The organism is Idiomarina sp. D18, assembly GCF_057748155.1.
Map to the genome: position 1 here is coordinate 619,260 of NZ_CM173240.1, position 19,915 is coordinate 639,174.

15 protein-coding genes and 2 tRNA genes are annotated in these 19,915 nt (G+C 47.2%); 12 read left to right on the plus strand and 5 right to left on the minus strand.

The window, feature by feature from the left end; genetic code table 11:
• Window positions 1-4: 4 nt before the first annotated feature.
• Entirely contained in the window at window positions 5-1,291 is a 1,287-nt protein-coding gene (gene rmuC / locus AC3AP5_RS03000) for a DNA recombination protein RmuC (RefSeq protein WP_479723787.1), read from the plus strand.
• Window positions 1,292-1,664: 373 nt separating this feature from the next.
• On the opposite strand, the gene cysZ is transcribed toward rmuC, so the two are convergent.
• Entirely contained in the window at window positions 1,665-2,414 is a 750-nt protein-coding gene (gene cysZ, locus AC3AP5_RS03005) for a sulfate transporter CysZ (RefSeq protein WP_006956662.1), read from the minus strand.
• 152 nt (window positions 2,415-2,566) lie between these two features.
• Here cysZ and smc point away from each other — a divergent pair, with 152 nt between their 5' ends.
• From smc to ligA, 3 genes are read left to right on the plus strand one after another with little or no spacing between them, the layout of a single operon-like run.
• Window positions 2,567-6,052: a chromosome segregation protein SMC gene (gene smc, locus AC3AP5_RS03010; protein ID WP_487326967.1), complete on the plus strand. Its 3,486-nt coding sequence runs from the start codon at window positions 2,567-2,569 to the stop codon at window positions 6,050-6,052.
• Window positions 6,053-6,070: 18 nt separating this feature from the next.
• On the plus strand, window positions 6,071-6,949 hold the full coding sequence (zipA, locus tag AC3AP5_RS03015; RefSeq protein WP_006956665.1) for a cell division protein ZipA: 879 nt from the start codon (window positions 6,071-6,073) through the stop codon (window positions 6,947-6,949).
• Window positions 6,950-6,967: 18 nt separating this feature from the next.
• On the plus strand, window positions 6,968-8,995 hold the full coding sequence (gene ligA / locus AC3AP5_RS03020) for an NAD-dependent DNA ligase LigA (RefSeq protein ID WP_487326968.1): 2,028 nt from the start codon (window positions 6,968-6,970) through the stop codon (window positions 8,993-8,995).
• Window positions 8,996-9,019: 24 nt separating this feature from the next.
• Here ligA and AC3AP5_RS03025 read toward each other — a convergent pair whose 3' ends face one another.
• From AC3AP5_RS03025 to gloB, 3 genes are all read right to left on the minus strand, one after another.
• The gene (locus tag AC3AP5_RS03025; RefSeq protein WP_287830293.1) at window positions 9,020-9,541 is read right to left on the minus strand and encodes a hypothetical protein; all 522 of its coding nucleotides are present in this window, start codon (window positions 9,539-9,541) and stop codon (window positions 9,020-9,022) included.
• 114 nt (window positions 9,542-9,655) lie between these two features.
• Entirely contained in the window at window positions 9,656-11,278 is a 1,623-nt protein-coding gene (locus AC3AP5_RS03030; protein WP_487326969.1) for a LysM peptidoglycan-binding domain-containing protein, read from the minus strand.
• Between the two features lie 49 nt (window positions 11,279-11,327).
• A complete protein-coding gene (gloB, locus tag AC3AP5_RS03035) occupies window positions 11,328-12,086 on the minus strand; it encodes a hydroxyacylglutathione hydrolase (protein ID WP_006956690.1) in 759 nt (252 codons plus the stop codon).
• 59 nt (window positions 12,087-12,145) lie between these two features.
• Here gloB and AC3AP5_RS03040 point away from each other — a divergent pair, with 59 nt between their 5' ends.
• On the plus strand, window positions 12,146-12,916 hold the full coding sequence (locus tag AC3AP5_RS03040) for a class I SAM-dependent methyltransferase (protein ID WP_487326970.1): 771 nt from the start codon (window positions 12,146-12,148) through the stop codon (window positions 12,914-12,916).
• A 2-nt stretch (window positions 12,917-12,918) separates the two neighbouring features.
• On the plus strand, window positions 12,919-13,314 hold the full coding sequence (locus AC3AP5_RS03045) for a rhodanese-like domain-containing protein (protein ID WP_006956686.1): 396 nt from the start codon (window positions 12,919-12,921) through the stop codon (window positions 13,312-13,314).
• A 9-nt stretch (window positions 13,315-13,323) separates the two neighbouring features.
• On the opposite strand, the gene rnhA is transcribed toward AC3AP5_RS03045, so the two are convergent.
• Window positions 13,324-13,788 (minus strand): ribonuclease HI, encoded by a 465-nt coding sequence (rnhA, locus tag AC3AP5_RS03050; RefSeq protein ID WP_006956683.1) that lies wholly within the window; start codon window positions 13,786-13,788, stop codon window positions 13,324-13,326.
• A 53-nt stretch (window positions 13,789-13,841) separates the two neighbouring features.
• Between rnhA and dnaQ the strand changes: the two genes are divergently transcribed.
• The 6 genes from dnaQ to AC3AP5_RS03080 all read left to right on the plus strand — a co-directional run bounded on the left by dnaQ (window position 13,842) and on the right by AC3AP5_RS03080 (window position 19,915).
• On the plus strand, window positions 13,842-14,552 hold the full coding sequence (dnaQ, locus tag AC3AP5_RS03055) for a DNA polymerase III subunit epsilon (RefSeq protein WP_487326971.1): 711 nt from the start codon (window positions 13,842-13,844) through the stop codon (window positions 14,550-14,552).
• Window positions 14,537-15,844: a TIGR03503 family protein gene (locus AC3AP5_RS03060; protein WP_487326972.1), complete on the plus strand. Its 1,308-nt coding sequence runs from the start codon at window positions 14,537-14,539 to the stop codon at window positions 15,842-15,844. Before dnaQ ends, AC3AP5_RS03060 begins: the two co-directional genes overlap by 16 nt.
• Window positions 15,845-15,983: 139 nt before the next feature.
• Window positions 15,984-16,060: transfer RNA gene (locus AC3AP5_RS03065), tRNA-Asp, on the plus strand.
• A 26-nt stretch (window positions 16,061-16,086) separates the two neighbouring features.
• Window positions 16,087-16,163, plus strand: a tRNA-Asp gene (locus AC3AP5_RS03070).
• A gap of 170 nt (window positions 16,164-16,333) precedes the next feature.
• Window positions 16,334-18,523, plus strand: a complete 2,190-nt coding sequence (locus AC3AP5_RS03075; protein WP_006956676.1) for a M3 family metallopeptidase — start codon at window positions 16,334-16,336, stop codon at window positions 18,521-18,523.
• 99 nt (window positions 18,524-18,622) lie between these two features.
• Complete coding sequence (locus tag AC3AP5_RS03080; RefSeq protein ID WP_006956674.1) at window positions 18,623-19,915, plus strand: NAD(P)/FAD-dependent oxidoreductase; 1,293 nt, start codon at window positions 18,623-18,625, stop codon at window positions 19,913-19,915.

Below are 19,915 nucleotides of genomic sequence, written 5' to 3' on the forward strand. Positions count from 1 at the left end.
GACTATGAGCACCACCATTTGGGTGGTGCTTTTGTTTGTAGCCACCTTAACCAGTGTCACATTTGCTGTACTCTGGCGCACCCATGCGAGGCGTGTTGAGTCATTGCAGCAGACGGTGGATAATCAGATAGAGCAACTTGAGCAACTTCGCGAACGCCTACACTATACCGAGTCGCAATGGCAAACCTTAAGAGCGACCGCTGCACAAGAGCGTCGTGCGAGCGAGGATAAGTTACGCACACTCGAAGCGGCTGAGCAACGTATGTCGCAGCAGTTTGAGAACCTCGCGAACCGTATATTCGAACAACGTTCTAATCAAATGCAGCAACAGCATCAGCAAAGTTTACAAGCGACTTTAGCGCCTTTTAAGCAGCAGCTAGAAAGCTTTAAACAGCAGGTGCAACAACAGCATAGCGATGAAACTAAAGAACGAGCCGCATTACGCAGTGAATTATTGTCGCTCAAGACCTTGAATCAACAAATGGCGCAAGAGGCCGATGCGTTAACGCGAGCTCTAAAAGGTGATAATAAACATCAAGGTAACTGGGGTGAGGTGGTACTTGAACGTATTCTTCAGCAGTCAGGATTAAGGGAAGGTCACGAGTACGATACGCAGTCATCATTGGCTGATGATGACGGCAAACGGTTTCGCCCTGATGTCATCGTTCACTTACCCAATGAGCGCGATGTGGTCATTGACTCAAAGGTCAGTTTATCGGCTTATGAGCGCTATTTTAATAGTGATGATGAAGCGGTACGTAAGAGCGCGCTTAATGAACACGTTCAGTCCCTAAGACAGCATATTAAGCAATTGGGCAAAAAAAATTATCAGCAGCTACAAGGTATCAAAACGCTCGATTATGTATTGCTATTCGTGCCGATTGAGCCAGCATTTTTGCTTGCCGTGGACAAAGATCCTGAATTAATTAAGCTGGCGCTTGATGAACAAATTATGTTGGTGAGTCCAACTAATTTACTCGTTGCTTTACGTACTATTCACAATATCTGGCAGTACGAACACCAAAACCAAAACGCTCAGCATATCGCTGCGGAGGCTGGCAAGCTATACGATAAATTCGTTGGCTTTGTTGAGGATTTAGACAAGATAGGAGCAGGAATTCAAACCCTTGAACAACGCTATCAAGATGCGATGAAAAAGCTCAGTCAAGGGCGTGGCAACCTACTCACTCGGGTTGAAAAATTTCGCACGATGGGGGTGCAAACAAGCAAACAACTCAGTGCAACGACGCTGCACAAATCCGTTGAAAGTGAGGCGGACGGGGATGATTAATACTGACCTGCCCACAAATCCATAATTGGCGCTGCAAAACGACGGGCATTAAGACGTGTTGTAAGCCATTTAATTGCAAGCGCAAACATATTCCATGAGGAGTTGAGCTGTTTTTAAGTAACTCAATAGCGCATTTGAAACGCTGTTGGTCAGTGACCTCGAATTGACGTAGCCATTTTTGCGCATCGGCAATTTTCGCCCGACTTTTACGCGTTGATAGTGAGGACAGTGATGTGCTTATTAGCATGATATTGTTTTCGGGCAGGTACAGATATGCATATAAAGTATTGCTGTTCATAGATTGCGACTCCGTAATAACGTGTTAGCTATTTTGGCGAAGCCGCAATCTGCAAAACAGACGCAAAACGTGCTATCACACGTCTGAATTTAACGCTTTAACCCGGTAGTGATCGACCCACATGGACGTCGCTCCAGCAATTGCGACAGGCATGATGATCAAGTTGATAAACGGCAACATGGTAATGATTGTGATCGCCATGCCAAAGCTCAGAGAACGGAACTTTTGTGCACGCAACTCAAAGCGCATGCGACCAAAATCGAGCTTATGATTGTCAAACGCATAATCCATATACTGAATTGCAAGCATCCAGCATACCCATAAAAACCAGATGACCTGACCGATGACCGGTACAAACAGTGAGAGTAAAAAGAATCCAATGGCGCGTGGCAGATAGTAGGCGAGTTTTTGGAACTCACGACCAACCGTGCGTGGAATATCCTTAACTAATCCCATCACGCCATCGTCCCCTAATGGCTGACCGGACTCATATTGTTCAACCTTTTCGGCGAGTAGGCCATTAAAAGGCGCGGCGATGATATTCGTAATAGCGGTAAAAATAAACGCAAATAAGCCCAGTATAAAAAGAACAGTCAGTGGCCAAATAAGATACTCTAGCCACTGGAAGTAGCTTGGGAGCCACGCCATTAACTGATCAATCCAATCACTGGTGCGACTCATGAGCCAACTAAACGCGGCCGCAAATAACACGAAGTTAATCAAGATTGGACCCAGCACGAAGCGTTTAAGACCTTTGGTGGTCATTAATTGAAACCCACGAAGCAAATAGGCGAAGCCCGAATCGCTGAACACTGCTTTTTGCATTGAGTAACCTTTGTTGAGTTGATGTATAGTTATAGGATAATGCTAAAACGCCTGTTTTGCAGTGGCTAAATTGTTACAAAACTCAAATGAATCTGCTAGAGTTTCTAGCTCATCTTTAAACGAACTCGCGCGATGGATATAACGATAACAAGATGCGCCTGAAACATATAAAACTGGCTGGATTTAAATCGTTTGTCGATGCCACCAAAGTCCCTTTTCCCGATCAAATGACGTGTGTTGTCGGCCCCAATGGCTGCGGCAAATCAAACGTGATTGATGCGGTGCGTTGGGTCCTGGGCGAGAGCTCCGCTAAAAACTTGCGCGGTGATGCGATGACCGACGTGATTTTTAACGGTTCGCAAGCGCGGAAGCCTGTCTCTCAAGCGAGTGTTGAGCTGGTCTTTGATAATACCAGTGGTCGCATTCAAGGCGAGTTCGCTTCCTATAATGAGATTTCGGTAAAGCGACAAGTGACGCGTGATGGTCAGTCAAATTACTTCCTGAACAACAGCAAATGTCGGCGACGAGATATCACGGATTTATTTCTTGGTACCGGCTTGGGTCCACGCAGTTATGCGATTATTGAACAGGGCATGATCTCTCGACTCATCGAGTCGAAACCGCAAGAGCTTCGTATCTTTATCGAGGAAGCGGCAGGTATTTCAAAATACAAAGAGCGCCGTAAGGAAACCGAAAATCGCATGTTACACACTCGAGAAAATCTCGAGCGGATCAGCGATGTGCGCGAAGAACTCGGTCAGCAATTGCAAAAATTGCAACGTCAAGCCGCCGCCGCGCAGCGCTATAAAGAACTTAAAGCACAAGAGCGCGATTTACGAGCACTGCTTTTAAGTAGTCGCTGGTGGCAGTTAAACGAAAAGCAAAACCAATTGCGAGAGCAACGCAGCCATTATCGTTTGGAGCTCGATCGCTGGCAAACCGAGCAAACGGGCGATGAAAAAGGCGTCATTTCGCTACGTGAACACGCTGAGGAGCTTAAACAGCGAGTCGAACAGGCACAACAGGCAGTGTATGAATGTAATCATCAGATCATGCGCATTGAACAGGCGATGCAACATCAACGCCAACTTGAACAGCAGCGGGAAGCACGTGTTGCGCAGTTAAAGCAAGAACGTGAACAATTGACCGAACATGATGCAGAAGACAGCCAAAGTGCCGAACGCTTGGCGCAGAAAATCGCGGAGCTTGAGCCCGGCTTAGAGCAACTTGAAGCGCAATTGGAAATGGCCACAACACGCCACGACGAAGCCCGTGAGCAACTTCAGCGCGTCGAACATGATGAAGAACAAACGCGACGTCAAATGCGTGAAGTTGAGCAGCAAAGGCAGCGCAATGAATTGGCTTTGCAACAATCTGAACACACCAAAAGCCACAGTCGTGAAGCTTTAACAGACCTTGACGAACAACGCGTGCAAGTGACTCAACAAATACAAGCCATTGGTATTGCGGAACAGCAAGAAAAATTAGCCGATATCCGTACGCAACTGAATCAGAGTGAGTCAGACTTAGCGACCGCGACGCAATCTTATGAAGCAGCACAACACGCTTTGCAAGCGCACCGAGAACAATTACAAGGCTTGCAGCGCGAACAGCACAGTCAGCAAACGCGTGCTGAACTGTTACGAGAGTGGCTTGCAGGCGAGGATGGCAGCGTCAATGAGTATGTCCGACAATGGGCGCAGGATAACGACTTGCGCAGCGTGCCGGAAATGCTCGATGTTGAACCGGCGTGGCGAGATGCGGTGGAGGTCTGGTTGTCGCCGTGGCTCAATAGTTACTGGAGCGAAGATAACGCATTGACTGATTCGCTCCCGAAGGGAGCCATGCTATCAAGCCCTGGCCAACCTATGATCTTGCCGCAAGGCGTAACGGGATTGGCTGATGTGGTATCAGGCTCTGTGGGTGATTGGCCGTTAATTCAACGTTGCTTAATCGCTGAAACAGTAGACGATGGACAACGTTTATTACGGCAGTGTCCGGAAGCCATCGCGGCATTGACCAAGGCAGGGGATGTTATATTGCCCGGGTTGGTGCATCGCGCGGGAGAGGATAACAAGCAGGGGTTATTGCACAAGCAAGCAGAGCTGGCGCAATTAGAGCAAAACCAGCACGCGATTGAAACAAAGATAAACCAAACAGCTGAAGCGTGCGATCGTTTAGCGAAGCAACTAGATGAAGCTAAAACGGCTCAACACCGAGTCGAGCAAGCTCACAATACACTGCGAGAGGAGTGGGTCCGTGCGCAGCAGCAATTAGAGAATGCGCAGCAACAACATCAGCGATTTGAAAGCACCTTGTCACAGCTTGCCGAAAAAGAGGCGCAAATTAAGTCTAAATTAGAGAGTGCGGAGCAGCAGGCGGCAGTGTGTGAATCCACCGCGGACGAGCTAGAGCAGCGGTTTGAACAGCTACAAATTGAACTCAATCAATCTCAACGCGAAAGTGTCGAACAACATCAGCGCGAGTGCGAACAACAAGCACAGAGTGTTCGCACACAACTCGACCAACACCGTTTACAGCTGACGAGTACACAAGAACAACACGCTCAGCTTCAACGTATGTCCGAACGACAAAGTCAACGTTTGCAGGCGATTGAGCTTGAGTTGAATGAATTAGCGGCACAGAAGGGTGAAAGCGAAGAGCCACAGCAGGCACGACTCGAAGACCTGTTAGCACAGCGCGAGGAACGCAGTGAAGCGTTACAACAAGCGCGCGATGCGCTCGCGCAGGTGGAATTAGACATTCATGAGCTCAGTCAAGGCCGTTCTCAATTGCAGCTTAAAATCGATCGCACTCAGCAGGCACTGCAAGGTCTCGATATTGAGTACGCTAAACTGGATGAACGGACACAAGGTGTACTTGAGCAACTCTCGCAAACTCAAAAAACACTCAAGGATATCTTGCCACGTTTGCATGAAGCGGTGGATGAAGGGGCGACCATGAGCCAGCTTGAGCAAACGTATTCGCAACAACTTGAACGTACTACACAACAAGTCGGTCGGTTAGGTGCTATTAATTTGGCGGCAATTGAAGAAGCCGAAACGCAAAAACAACGTAAAGATTACCTCGACGAACAATATGATGACTTATCGTCCGCACTAGAAACACTTGAGGCAGCCATACAAAAAATTGACCGTGAGACACGACAACGATTTAAAGCGACATTTGATGCGGTAAACGGTGATTTACAAGCATTGTTCCCGAAAGTATTTGGTGGCGGCTCGGCATCCCTCGAGCTTACAGATAGTGATTTGCTTGAAACCGGTGTAACTATCATGGCGCAACCGCCAGGGAAAAAGAATAGTACGATCCATTTACTCAGCGGTGGAGAAAAAGCGTTGACCGCTTTATCATTAGTCTTTGCTATTTTTAGACTCAATCCGGCGCCGTTTTGTCTTCTTGATGAGGTAGACGCACCGCTTGATGATGCCAACGTCGGCCGATTTTGCCGTTTAGTAAAAGAAATGTCTGAAACAGTACAGTTTATCTATATCAGTCATAATAAAGTGGCTATGGAAATGGCAACACACTTGGCTGGAGTGACGATGCAGGAAGCCGGCGTATCACGACTCGTCGCTGTCGATATTGAACAAGCTGTGGCAATGACCGAAGCATAATAATAAAGGAAGTATGAGATGAGCAATTTACAGATAACACTCAGTATTATTGGAGTATTGCTGATTGCTGGCATTATTGCCCATGGCTTGTGGACGATGCGGCGCAACAATAGTATTTATAAACAAGCGCAGAGCGAAGTCGCTGAAAAGCGTCACCAACAGCAATCCGATGATGACTTTGATGCGGACGGTATTGGTGCGGTAAAAACGATTAAAGCAACACGTGATGAACCCAATACAACGTCAAACGAAGCTACACAAATGTCGATGGATCTTGATTTAGAGACGGACGACGAGGAAACACCATTACCATCGATGCGGGTCGATAAAGATGAAGAGCCTGCACCGGTTGAAGAAGCTGAAACTGAAACCGAACCTACAGAGGATGAAAACCTGGATGAGCCTGAGCTAGAAACAGAACGTCAACCAGCGTTCGAAGCGGCACCTGAAGCTACTTCTGCAACGAAAGCCGAAGAAAAACCTCAACCGCCGCAGGATGTCATCTCGTTGTTTGTAAAAGGTAACGTGCAAGGTGCGCTATTATTGCAAATGATGACCGAGTTAGGCTGTAAATTTGGTGAAATGGGAATTTTCCATCGCTACGAAAATACTAACGGTACTGGAACCTTGATCTTCTCTGTGGCCAATATGTTTAATCCAGGTACCTTTGATCTTGATAACATAGAACAATTTGAAACCGATGGTGTTGCATTGTTTATGACGTTACCTATCAATTACGATGGGCAGCAAGCCTTCAACATGATGCTCAATGCAGCGAAGAAACTGGCGACTGAAATTCCACAGGGGCAAGTACTCGATGGTTCTCGTCAACTGCTAACGCGTCAATCGATTCAGCAAGCCCATCAAAAAGTACGCCAATACGAATCCACGTCTTAAAGAGATATACACAACGATATGAGCCGTTCATCGACTGTAGAGCAACGCATGCGTGAGCTAGAGCAACAGCTAACACGCTACAATAAAGAGTATTATGAGCTAGATGAGCCGACGATACCGGATAGCGAATACGACAAATTATTTCGCGAACTGCAAACACTTGAAGCCAATAATCCGGAGTTAAAAAGTCAGCACTCGCCGACTGAAAAAGTAGGTAGTAAGCCACTTGATGCGTTCACTTCTGTCACTCATGAGCTGCCGATGTTGTCGTTAGACAATGCGTTTTCTAGCGAGGAGTTTTCTGCGTTCGCTGAGCGAATTCAGCAGCGGGTGGATAGTTCGGTGGCGTGGGCGTTTTGCTGCGAGCCTAAACTTGATGGTTTGGCTGTCAGTATTTTATACGAAAATGGGCAGTTGGTGAGAGCTGCGACTCGTGGTGACGGTTATTCGGGTGAAGATATAACAGCCAATGTTAAGACGATAAAGAACGTGCCCCTGCAGTTAAGTGATGATGCGCCCGAGCGTTTAGAAGTGCGAGGGGAAGTATTCATGATGACGGACGCATTTGAACGCTTTAATGACAATGCTCGAAAGCGCGATGAGAAAGTATTTGCCAACCCTCGTAATGCCGCAGCAGGGAGTCTGCGTCAGCTCGACTCTCGAATTACGGCAAAACGGCCATTGCACTTCTACGCTTACAGCTTGGGCGTGGTAAGCGAACAAGATCAAGAACAGTTGGCTGACTCGCACTATGAACGCTTGCAGCAGTTAAGTGCTTGGGGTCTACCGATTAATGATGAAGTAAAACGAGTTGAATCGGTTGAGGCGTGCGAGACGTACTATCAAGCCATGTTAGAAAAGCGCGACAGACTGCGTTACGAAATTGACGGTATTGTCTATAAGGTTGATTCGATTCGTATGCAGAATGAGCTGGGCTTTGTTGCGCGTGCGCCACGCTGGGCGATTGCACGGAAATTTCCTGCACAAGAACAACTAACGCGTATTACTGGCGTTGATTTTCAGGTGGGTCGCACCGGGGCAATTACCCCAGTGGCTCGTTTAGAGCCCGTTTCAGTCGGCGGTGTAACTGTATCAAACGCGACTTTGCACAACGCTGACGAGGTTGCTCGTTTGGGCGTCATGATTGGTGACACTGTGAGTATTCGCCGGGCGGGAGACGTCATTCCTCAGGTCGTCAGCGTATTAGAAAGCGAGCGTCCTGAAGATGCCCAAGCGATTGAGTTTCCAAGTCATTGTCCGGTCTGTGATTCTGAGGTAGAACGCATTGAGGGAGAAGCGGTTGCGCGATGCAGTGGTGGACTCATTTGCGCCGCCCAACGAAAAGAGGCGATAAAGCACTTTGCTTCGCGCAAAGCGATGGATGTCGACGGGCTTGGAGATAAATTAGTTGAGCAGTTGGTCGACAAAGACTGGGTTAAATCGCCTGCAGATCTATACGAACTAAAAGCACCTGTCGTCGCTTCTTTGCCTCGCATGGGGATGAAGTCCGCCCAAAATCTAGTGGATGCGATAGCCAATACGCGCGGAACGACATTACCGCGCTTTATTTATGCGTTGGGAATCCGCGAAGTAGGGGAGGCTACCGCAAATAACTTGGCTCGTCATTTTGGTACATTTGAGGACGTACAAAAGGCAGACCTAGAGGCGCTGCAAGAGGTCGATGATGTGGGTCAAGTGGTTGCGAAGCACATTATTGCTTTCTTCCGTGAGCCTCATAATCAGGTGGTTGTGGCTAAACTACGTGAGTGGATTAGTTTTCCGGAGGGTAAAGCGGTTGGACCTAAGAGTGATGAACTTGCTGGGCAGACCTTTGTACTTACCGGCACATTAACCGAAATGACCCGTGATGAGGCTAAAAAGGCATTGGAAGCTTTAGGTGCGAAAGTCAGCGGTTCTGTTTCGAAAAAAACATCTGCTGTTTTTGCAGGTGATAATGCGGGTTCGAAGTTAGCAAAAGCTGAAAGTTTAGGCGTTCCGGTGAAAACAGAACGCGATTTGATTAATCTAATTAACGGAAACGAGTAACCCCGAGCGTGTGTTTGCGGAGAACTAACCGCTTCTCCGCAAACGCAAATCTTTAATTAAGCCACTGCCATTAATATCACTGATACCATTCTGATCAAATTCAAATCTCAAATTAGGATGCGTCGTGTCGATTAAATAGCTACGATCGTCTATTTCAATGACGATATGTCGATAGGGCTTTTCCGGTTCAAACTCACCGCGCGTATAAACACTGACCTGGTGGCTGCCGATCGACAGGTCGAATGATGTGAAAAAGCCATTAGCGAATTCCGCTACGTAAATTAACCCCTCATCATTAATAATTACATTAAGAATATAATTGGGCGGTACGGAATCGGTTCGTATTTGAGATTGGCCGGCTTTAAATATGTGGGTATCAAAGTGTTTGGTATAAGAAAAGCCAAAGTTAATCGCTTCTTTACGGCCCGAAGGATAGGTCAGCTCACCTTTACCTTCTACGCGCCAGTCTGCTGCAACCGCATTATGAGGCATTGCTGCGAAGAGCAGTGTGGGTATAAGTAATAGCGGGAGCAAGTAGCGCATCATCAATACTAGACCTTTAAGAATTAATTAAAGGTCTAGTATTGAACGATTTTAAAACGTGATCAAGTGGTCAAATTGACGGCTACGAGTGTGGATATTCACTCAATACGCAGCATGTCACGAATTGACGTTGACAACATCAACCTTAAGCGTGAGATGTTGCCCAGGCTGCAGGTACCGGTTACGGCTTATATTATTCCATTGCTCAATTTGAGAGATAGTAACATTAAAGCGATTAGCGATGCGTGCTAACGAGTCGCCGCTACGCACCTGATATACGATGGTGCGTAAGATACCCGTCGATTTAGGTGAGCTATCGCCTTTTTGCCAAATGACTAGCTGCTGTCCTGGTCTCAGATAGTCGCCGGGTGCCATCGAGTTCCAACTAGCTAACTCTCTAACGCCAACATTAAATGCGCGAGAAATATCCCATAACGTATCACCAGAGCGAACGTCATAGTTTATCTTTGACTGACCATATTGCTTATCTTGTTTTGCTAAACGGCGCTGATTAGAAGATAAGGTGTACTGTTCAAGGTCTTTTGTCGCAACTGGAATTAACAAGTAATCGCCCGCGCGAATCAAGGCTCCGTTTATGTCGTTGACACTCTGAATTACATCAACAGAGGTGTTGTACTTTTTAGCTATCGTCAGAAGGCTTTCGCCGGTACGAATTTTATGGCGCTTCCAGCTGAGCCAATCTTTAGGATCGGTTTTTTTAATGGCGCTTTCGAAGATACTCGCATTCGGTTGTGGTAGCAGCAGACGATGAGGTCCATCGGGAGCCGTAGCCCAGCGATTATAAGCTGAATTATAGCGGTGTAGCGTTTCGAGCGGTAACTCAGACATTTCGGCAGCGCGGGCAAGATCGATTTGTCCTGGTACCTCAATAACGTTGAGTTGCGGCTGGTTTTCTATGGGATACCAAACGATACCGTACTTGTCTGTGTTTGCCAAAATATCAGCAAGAGCAAGCAGCTTGGGCACGTAAGCGCGCGTTTCTCGCGGCAAATCTAAGTGCCAAAAATCAGTTGGTTCGCCCTTACGCTTGTTGCGTCGGATCGCAGCTGCTACGCGACCTTCACCCGAGTTATAGGCAGCGAGCGCATGTAGCCAATTACCATCAAAGTAATCATGCAGTGCTTCGAGGTAGTCGAGTGCAGCTTTAGTCGCCGCGTAAACATCACGGCGGCCATCATACCACCAATCAATTTTAAGACCGTAATGGCGCGCCGTAGACGGAATAAATTGCCAAACCCCCGATGCACTACCATGACTGTATGCGAAAGGGTCAAATGCACTTTCAACAATCGGTAGTAGGGCAAATTCCATCGGCATCCCGCGCCGATCAATTTCCTCAACGATTAAGTGCAGAAAGGGTTCGGCTCGCTTACCGACGCGTTCAAGATACTCGGGGTGACTGACATACCAATTTCGCTGTGAATTCACTCGAGCATTGTCGGGTACATCCAGCGCGAATTTCATGCGAATTCGTTGCCATAAGTCGTCTATTGGCACTGGTTTAGCGTCTTTGCTCTCATGTTCGGTCGAGCTAGCTTCGACGGGAACCGGTTGTAACTCGTCAAGATTGAGAGCCGTATCGGTCACTGGTTCGAGCGCTTTTTCATTGACGCTTACATCTTCACTTGGATGTAAAATAGACGTCATTTGGCAACCCGACAATGTTAGTAAAGAGGCGCACAGCAACGAGCTCGTTAAAAAGTTATAACGTACATTCATGATTAACTTCTTTAATAGTGTTATATTATAACGTGGATATACTACGTGACTACGCGTTATCTTTCCACTCTCTAATGATGCCGAACACGTCTTCTGAGGAACTTAGTGTCTGTTCAGCATAATCACTCGCCGCTTGGCGAACTGCTGACTGGTCAAACCGTAAAAACGGATTAATTGCCAGCTCCAATTGGAGCGTCGATGGCAACGTGATCTGATCGTTTTGACGCATGAGCTTTATTTTTTCTAAGTAACTTTTTAAAACTGCATTGTCGGGTTCGACAAGAGAGGCGAAGGTTAAGTTCGCTTGCGTATACTCATGTGCGCAAAAAACACGCGTTTCGCCCGGTAGGCGACGCAGTTTATCAAGTGACGAAACGAACAACTCGGGGGTGCCCTCAAACATACGGCCGCAGCCGCCAGAGAACAGCGTGTCACCACAAAAAAGTGCTGTGTCACCATAGAAGCTAATATGGTCTAGGGTGTGACCCGGCGTGGCTAAAACGTCAAACCGTAAGCCAGCGATCTGAACTGTATCGCCCTCCATTACAGCGTAGTCAATGCCCTTAATAGCGGGATTGTCAGGACCGTAAGAAGTCGCTGGGAAGCGCGCTTTGAGTGCTTCAAGCCCACCCGTATGATCATGATGATGGTGTGTAATGAGGTAACCAGCGATGTCCTTTTTATTCGCTTTTAACCATTCAATGACCGGCTTGTCATCACCCGGGTCGACAACGACAACACGATCCTGAGTGGATTCGATTAACCAAATATAATTATCATCAAAGGCTTTAACAGGATGTACTCGCATACTCTGGGTTTCCTCGCTATGATTATGCGTAGACTCTAGCCTAACACAAAGGTCGGCCCTTGTTTATTCAACCCGCGTATCGTCGTACGAAAATGCAGGAACCCGATGACTGGGACCAACTTGCGAACGGACAGATGATCCAGTCCTGTGTACAACAACAACTGGACGACTCTCGCAAGCATTGCCTTAACGGCACTACGGTTACGCTTGGTAACTTGGCTCAACAACTGGATGTCAGTGGCTTTACGCTGGGTCGACCGATACATATCTGTCAAATTCAGAAACCAGCAGAAAAATGTCATGGGGTTCGCGCGCACTATACTCAGTTGCCGATTAAAAATGAATCGGTGGACACCTTGGTTTGTCCGTTTGTATTAGATTTTTCGGCCGATCCACACCAAGTATTGAGAGAAGCGCTACGCGTATTAGCGGATGACGGTACTCTGATATTAGCGGGCTTTAACCCGTTGAGCCCTGCTATATTGAGCGGGCTCTGGCGCAGTCAGCGATGGTCATTCCCGTGGCAAGGACGCTATTTCAGCCAAGCACGCGTTAAAGACTGGCTGTCGTTGCTGGGACTCCGAGTGGAGCGGCAACGCTATTTTATTGGGCATTTTCTTGCAAAGCAGGATGCCGAGTTCGGTGGCTACAGCGAGTGGCTATGTCAACGCTGTTCGTGGTTAAGTGCGGGTTACTGGTTAGTTGTAAAAAAATCATGTTATATAAAACCACAGGTCAACAAATCGAGAAAAGAGCGTTTAAGCTTGACACAAGCGTTACCTGCGGCGAGAGTAAAACAATCTGCAAATTGGCATTTTGAAGAGAGGTAATTATGGTAATTGATGCTAAAAAGCTTTGTCAGACGGCAAAAAACAACGTAAACGAAGTAACCACTGAGCAACTTCAGCATGCATTGCGGGACGGCGCGCGAATTATTGATGTGCGGGAACCGGCTGAATTTACTCAAGGGCATATTCGTGAAGCTATTAATATGCCTCGTGGTGTCCTTGAGATGCAGCTTAATCAGCATCCCGATGTTGCGGGTTATGATGACGCGCTTGATCGTATTGCCGAAAAGCCGTTGTACTTAATCTGCCGTTCAGGCGGACGTTCTGCGCTCGCAGCTGAAAGCTTACAACGGATGGGGTTCACGCAAGTGTATAGCGTGGATGGTGGCATGAACGCATGGCAAGAAGAGAAAAGACCCGTTGTTGCGGGTGTCGAATAAGCACCGAGGTTATTCGGTGCTAAAACCCGTATCGACCTGGGTCGGGTTTTGTTCAGCTGCGGCGCGCGCAAGCTCGTCGCAGCGCTCGTTTTGCGGATGCCCTGCGTGACCTTTCACCCACTCCCATGTCACTTTGTGAGCAGCAATGGCTTGGTCTAACTGTTGCCACAAGTCGACATTTTTAACGGCTTTTTTATTTGATGTACGCCAACCATTGCGTTTCCAGTTATGAATCCATTGCTCAATGCCTTGCTTTACATATTGACTATCGGTGGTCAGAATGACATCGCAGGCTCTGTTAAGGACTTGAAGGCCCTTAATGCAAGCAAGAAGCTCCATACGGTTGTTGGTCGTGCACTGGTAACCGCCACTGAGCTCCTTATGATGTTGACCGTACTCGAGTACGACACCGTAACCACCAGGACCCGGGTTGCCCAGGCATGAACCGTCTGTAAAAATATGTACTTTAGCCATGCGACTCACTGTAAAATAAACTGAAACCGCGAGTATATCAGGAATCAAACACCATGCGTCAGATCGTTTTAGACACCGAAACTACAGGCATTAATCCCGATGACGGACATCGTATCATTGAAATCGGGTGTGTTGAGTTAATAGATAGAAAGCCGACTGGAAACCACTTTCACGTTTATATTAATCCGGAGCGCGTGGTTGAGGATGAAGCCATTGCGGTGCACGGTATTACGAACGAATACCTCGCCGATAAGCCCGTTTTTGCACAAGTGGTTGATGCATTTATTGATTTCATCAAAGGTAGCCAGCTTGTAATCCATAATGCGCCGTTCGACGTCGGCCACATGGACGCTGAGTTTAAGCGGCTCGGCAAGATGTACGGCAAGACGTACGACTACTGCGATGTACTCGATTCACTTCAATTAGCACGTGAAATGCGCCCGGGCCAACGCAATAGTTTGGACGCATTATGCAAAGCTTTTTACGTCGATAATTCTGCTCGTGAATTACATGGCGCTCTGCTCGATGCCGAGATCCTCGCGGATGTTTATTTGGCGATGACGGGCGGGCAAACAGCGTTGAGTTTGCACAGCCAAAATCAAGACAATGAGAACCGAGAACCGGGCGCCATTGCGCATCAAGCAATAAAAAATCGTCCACAGCTAAAGGTTTTACGCGCAACAGCCGATGAAGAGGAACAACATCAACAGCGCTTAGCGATAGTAAAATCTGAAGGTGGTGCGTGCCTGTGGCTCGATTCGTAACAACGGTATTACTGGGACTTTTATTAACTTATAGTAGCCAACTACTCGCACAGTCGGATCAAGGCAACGCGCAAAACAATAGCGAACCACCGGCTAAGCTTGACGTAATTAATGATCCGATGGCAAACCGCTTGCCCATTGAGGGACAGCGATTTCGAATTGATGACAAAATCAAACAGATTACGTTGCTGTTCTTCCGAGAGCGCGGCAGTGCGCCGCTCATACTAATAAAACCCGATGGCAGTAAATGGTATGAAACACGCCATCCTATCGAACAAGTCACTTGGTATACTAACGAAAACTTCGACATGATCCGCATTAAGGATCCGATGCCTGGACCTTGGCAAGTCGCAGGACGAGTCGACGAGCAAAATGAAGCGGTTATCGTCTCAGATATTAAATTTAAAGCAAAACCGTTACCTTCCCCACTTTATGAAAATGAACAAATAAAGGTCGAGGGCACGCTGTACAACGGGGATGTTCCTGTTGAGACTGCTCGCTTCCATGAGACGGTATTACTTGATGTGTTATTTATTAGCACCAACAATTCGAGTTTCGACAATTTTGGCGTTGCACCTAAGCGTGTGGGTCAGTTTTCAGATGATGGCAAAGGATATGATGAACAAGCGGGAGACGGGGTGTTTACCAGTCGGTTCAAACTAACTATTCCGCCAGGCGAATACATGCCAACGTACGAATTAACCACGCCACTTTATGATCGCTCGTACGAAACTTCTGCTGTAGTGGTTGAGCCAAGTCCAATAACCTTGAGTGTTAAGCAAGCGAATCGAGCTGAGCAGGATCATCAACTAATTCTAACTATTGATGACGATCGTGTTGAATTGAGCAGCATGGCGATTAATGGAACGGTGGATTTTCCTAATGGTGAAAAGCGCGACTTTTCATTAACGGAAATAGAAGCAAACACCGTTAATATTCCTATTGCAAACCTCGATTTTGGCCGCCATCTCATCGATATGACGATTTTTGCGACAAATAAGCAAGGTCGAGAGTTTGAGTTAGTGATCGATGACTATAGCTTTATTTCGAAACGTCCTGACAAGAATACCTTAACGAAAGCGGAGCAATTTGCAGCTAAACGAGCCGCGTTAGAACAGCAGCGGATAGAAAAGCAACGGCAAATTGAGGAGCAAGAGTCGCAAGCGGTGGTGAATTTAATTATTATTGTGGCGATTAATGTGATCTTGGTACTACTCGGAGTGAGTGCAATTTGGTTTCGAAAGAGACGAACTAAGTCGGCAGCAACGGATAGTCATGAGAAAAATGATTAAAAAACGTCTCATCTGGACATTTAACAGTCAAACGAACGGGAAAATATAAAAATCTTTAAAAAAAGGGTTGACTGAATCGGTGGTCACTCGTAATATTCACGCCGCGTTGAGGGGGTAACCCCCAACACAGTGACTTAGTGGAGCGGTAGTTCAGTTGGTTAGAATGCCGGCCTGTCACGCCGGAGGTCGCGGGTTCGAGTCCCGTCCGCTCCGCCATTAAGTCACGCACACTCTGAGAATGTGGAGCGGTAGTTCAGTTGGTTAGAATGCCGGCCTGTCACGCCGGAGGTCGCGGGTTCGAGTCCCGTCCGCTCCGCCACTTCTCAAAAATTAAAGTCCCACGTTGGGGCTTTTTTTTTGCCTGTAATTCATGCCTTCCTAGCACTAGTCGAAAAAAAACGCCGTTTGAGCGTTACGCGCTTGCCACTGTTACAATATAACCATAAAGTAAAGAAATTAAATATCACAATAACAAGTTAGGAGATAACTATGCGTAAAACGCTCGTAGCCGTTGCTATTGGTACAGCGCTATCGCTCGCCGCATGTAGCGATGCTGAACAACAGAACCAACAAACTTCACAACAAGCTGAAACCGCGCAAGCGGAACAAGCGAGTAAAGACGTTGCTCAACAAAATCCATTTTTTGAGCCTAGCCCACTGCAGTATCAAGCACCTGATTTCGATGCGATCAAATTCGAACATTTCGAACCTGCATTTGAGCGCGGCATGAAAGAGCACATGGAAGAGATTGAAGCAATTGCTTCAAACTCAGAAGCGCCTACCTTTGAGAACACCATCGTTGCGATGGAAAAATCAGGCCAGATCCTGAATCGTGTAAGCGCTGTGTTTTATAACCTTTCATCTTCAAACAGCGACGATCAAATTCGTGATTTGCAAGTCAAGTTAGCGCCGAAAATGTCAGCGCATAGCGATAATATCTCGCTCAACGCAGACTTGTTTGCACGCATTAAAACTTTATATGACAAGCGTGAATCACTGGATCTAGATACGGCTTCTTTACGTTTGCTTGAAGATACTTACAAAAGCTTTGTACGTTCAGGTGCACAACTCAGTGATGCGGATAAACAAAAAATCCGTGATATCAATGAGCAGCTATCAAGTCTCACTACCGAGTTTCGCAACAACTTGATGAACCTGACACAAGAAAATGTTATCTACGTTAAGGATAAAGCGGAGCTGGCAGGTTTGAGTGATAGCCGTATTCGCTCGTTAGCTAGTGCTGCTGAGAGTCGCGACCATAAAGGTGAGTACGCCATTGTATTAACTAATACCACGCGCCAGTCGATTCTAGCAGAGCTCGAAAACCGTGAGTTACGCCAGCGTGTATGGGAAGCTTCAGCTAACCGTGGCACTGGGAACACGAAAACAGACCAACGTCCTCTAGTTAAGAAACTCGTTGAGTTACGTGCTCAGAAGGCGAGTTTATTAGGCTACGATAGCTGGGGAGATTACACCTTAGAAACCAATATGGCAGGTAACCCAGAGGCCGCACAAGACATGCTACGTGACTTGGTTCCGGCGGTTGTATCGAACGTTGAGCGCGAAGCGCAAGAAATTCAAGCAGCTATCGATGCAGACGGTAAAAACTTCGAACTGAAGCCGTGGGATTGGTTCTACTACGCCGAGAAAGTGCGTGAAGCTAAATACGCAATCGATGGCGAACAAGTTAAACAATACTTTGAATTCAACCGTGTGTTAAAAGATGGTGTGTTCTATGCGATGAACCAGCTGTTTGGCATCACATTTAAAGAACGTGATGATATTCCAGTTTATCATCCTGACGTTGAAGTCTATGAAGTGTTTGATGTTGATGGCTCAAGCTTAGGCCTGTTCTATGCCGATTACTATGCGCGCGAGAGCAAGCGTGGTGGTGCTTGGATGAGTTCATTCCGCAGCCAATCAGAACTGCTTAATCAAAAGCCTGTTATTCTCAATAACATGAACATCACAAAAGCACCAGAAGGTGAGCCGACCTTATTGAGCTTTGATGAAGTATCCACGATGTTCCACGAGATGGGTCACGCGTTACACGGTATGTTCTCTGATGTGAAATATCCGTCACAAGCGGGTACTAACGTACCGCGCGATTATGTCGAGTTCCCATCTACGTTCCAAGAAGACTGGACTTTGAATCCTAAAGTAATCGCTCACTATGCTAAACACTATGAAACCGGTGAGCAGATTCCACAAGAGTTGCTTGATAAAGTACTTGCGGCACGTAATTTCAACCAAGGTTTTGACACCTTAGAGTACGTTGCGGCGGCATTGCTCGATCTGGAATACCACACAGTACCGGCGGGAGAAGATATTGGTGATGTGGGCGAGTTCGAGCAAAAAGCCCTTGAAGAAAATGGTGTAGCGGTTGAAGCGGTGCCACCGCGTTATCGTTCGACCTATTTCGCACATGTCTTTGCAGGCGGCTACTCTGCTGGCTATTACGCTTATATGTGGAGCGAGGTGCTTGCAGCAGATGCATTTAAGTATATGAACCAAAATGGTGGTTTGACGCTAGAAAATGGTCAAGCATTCCGTCGCGATATCTTATCGCAGGGTAGCAGTAAAGATCCGATGCAGCAGTACATCGATTGGCGTGGTCAAAAACCGACTGTTGAAGCCCTGCTTGAGCGTCGTGGTTTGACGGAACCAAAAGTTGACTAAAAACATTTAGTAAATCTGTAATATAGTGCTGTAAATAAAAGCCACTGGCGTTATGATCGCCAGTGGCTTTTTCATTTATCGGCAGGGATATTACAAGCAATGACAGAAAAAATTGTCGTGGTTGGAGGCGGTGCAGGTGGTTTAGAGTTGGCGACCCAATTAGGAAGAAGTTTAGGGCGCTCCGGTAAGGCAGAAGTGTTATTAGTTGATAGAAATAGCACGCACGTTTGGAAACCGTTACTGCATGAGGTTGCATCAGGTGCGCTTGACTCGCGACTCGCAGAACTTGATTACCGAGGACAAGGAGCTCGTTCTGGCTTTCGGTTTATCGTGGGCACGCTGGAAGCCGTTGATAAAGACAATAAAACCATTACGTTAGCGGCGATAGAGGAGGAAGGCGAGGAAGTGCTGGCACCGCGCACTTTAAATTATGACAAGCTTATTCTATCCGTCGGTAGCGTCACTGCTGATTTTGGTACGCCAGGCGTCGCTGAACATTGCTACTTCCTCGACTCAACGGCGCAAGCCGATGCTTTTCACCATCATCTTTTGAACGAATTCTTGCGTGTTAACCAGGCACTCGAAGATGGTCATGATGTCACCCTAGACGTCGCTATTGTAGGCGGCGGTGCCACCGGTGTTGAACTTGCTGCTGAACTAGTACATTCCGTGTCTCTGCTGTCAATCTACGGTTTAGGCCACCTCACTCGCGATCGACTGAATATCACGTTAGTTGAAGCAGGTAAGCGCTTATTACCCGCATTGCCCGAGCGTTTATCACAATCGGTGCATAAAAAGCTTAATAAACTCGGAGTAAAAGTGCTGCTTGGTAACCCCGCCAAGGAAGCCCAAAAAGGTCAGTTGGTACTTAATGATGGACAAAGTATCAAAGGCGATCTAATGGTGTGGGCAGCCGGGGTTCGAGCACCTGATTTCTTGACGGAATTGGGTCTGCCAACGCGGAAAAATAATCAGATCGAAGTTGACTCGTTCTTACAAGCAAAAGGTGCCGATTCAATTTATGCATTGGGCGATTGTGCCGCCTGTGCCATTGACGAAAACCGCTTTGTCCCACCGCGTGCGCAGTCGGCTCATCAAATGGCTGACTGTCTTTATAAAAATATCCGTCGCATGCAAAAAGGCAAAGCGCCCAAAGCATTTAAGTACAAAGACCGTGGCTCATTGGTATCGCTCAGCCGATTTTCGGCCGTAGGGAACTTAATGCAAAGTAAGAGCTTATCGATGTCTATCGAGGGCACGTTGGCGCGTTATGCTTATGCGAGTCTCTACCGCATGCATCAACGAGCGTTACACGGCTGGTGGAAGATGCTGCTCGTTATTGCTGTGGATAAGCTGAACCACGCGGTTAAACCCCGTTTAAAACTGCACTAA

Bases quoted from the DNA above. Each gene is read 5' to 3' on its own strand.
- ligA (WP_487326968.1), top strand. From the start codon at position 6,968: ATGAGCCGTTCATCGACTGTAGAGCAACGCATGCGTGAGCTAGAGCAA.
- rmuC (WP_479723787.1), top strand. From the start codon at position 5: ATGAGCACCACCATTTGGGTGGTGCTTTTGTTTGTAGCCACCTTAACC.
- AC3AP5_RS03030 (WP_487326969.1), bottom strand. From the start codon at position 11,278: ATGAATGTACGTTATAACTTTTTAACGAGCTCGTTGCTGTGCGCCTCT.
- cysZ (WP_006956662.1), bottom strand. From the start codon at position 2,414: ATGCAAAAAGCAGTGTTCAGCGATTCGGGCTTCGCCTATTTGCTTCGT.
- AC3AP5_RS03080 (WP_006956674.1), top strand. From the start codon at position 18,623: ATGACAGAAAAAATTGTCGTGGTTGGAGGCGGTGCAGGTGGTTTAGAG.
- zipA (WP_006956665.1), top strand. From the start codon at position 6,071: ATGAGCAATTTACAGATAACACTCAGTATTATTGGAGTATTGCTGATT.
- rnhA (WP_006956683.1), bottom strand. From the start codon at position 13,788: ATGGCTAAAGTACATATTTTTACAGACGGTTCATGCCTGGGCAACCCG.
- AC3AP5_RS03075 (WP_006956676.1), top strand. From the start codon at position 16,334: ATGCGTAAAACGCTCGTAGCCGTTGCTATTGGTACAGCGCTATCGCTC.
- gloB (WP_006956690.1), bottom strand. From the start codon at position 12,086: ATGCGAGTACATCCTGTTAAAGCCTTTGATGATAATTATATTTGGTTA.
- smc (WP_487326967.1), top strand. From the start codon at position 2,567: ATGCGCCTGAAACATATAAAACTGGCTGGATTTAAATCGTTTGTCGAT.
- dnaQ (WP_487326971.1), top strand. From the start codon at position 13,842: ATGCGTCAGATCGTTTTAGACACCGAAACTACAGGCATTAATCCCGAT.
- AC3AP5_RS03025 (WP_287830293.1), bottom strand. From the start codon at position 9,541: ATGATGCGCTACTTGCTCCCGCTATTACTTATACCCACACTGCTCTTC.
- AC3AP5_RS03045 (WP_006956686.1), top strand. From the start codon at position 12,919: ATGGTAATTGATGCTAAAAAGCTTTGTCAGACGGCAAAAAACAACGTA.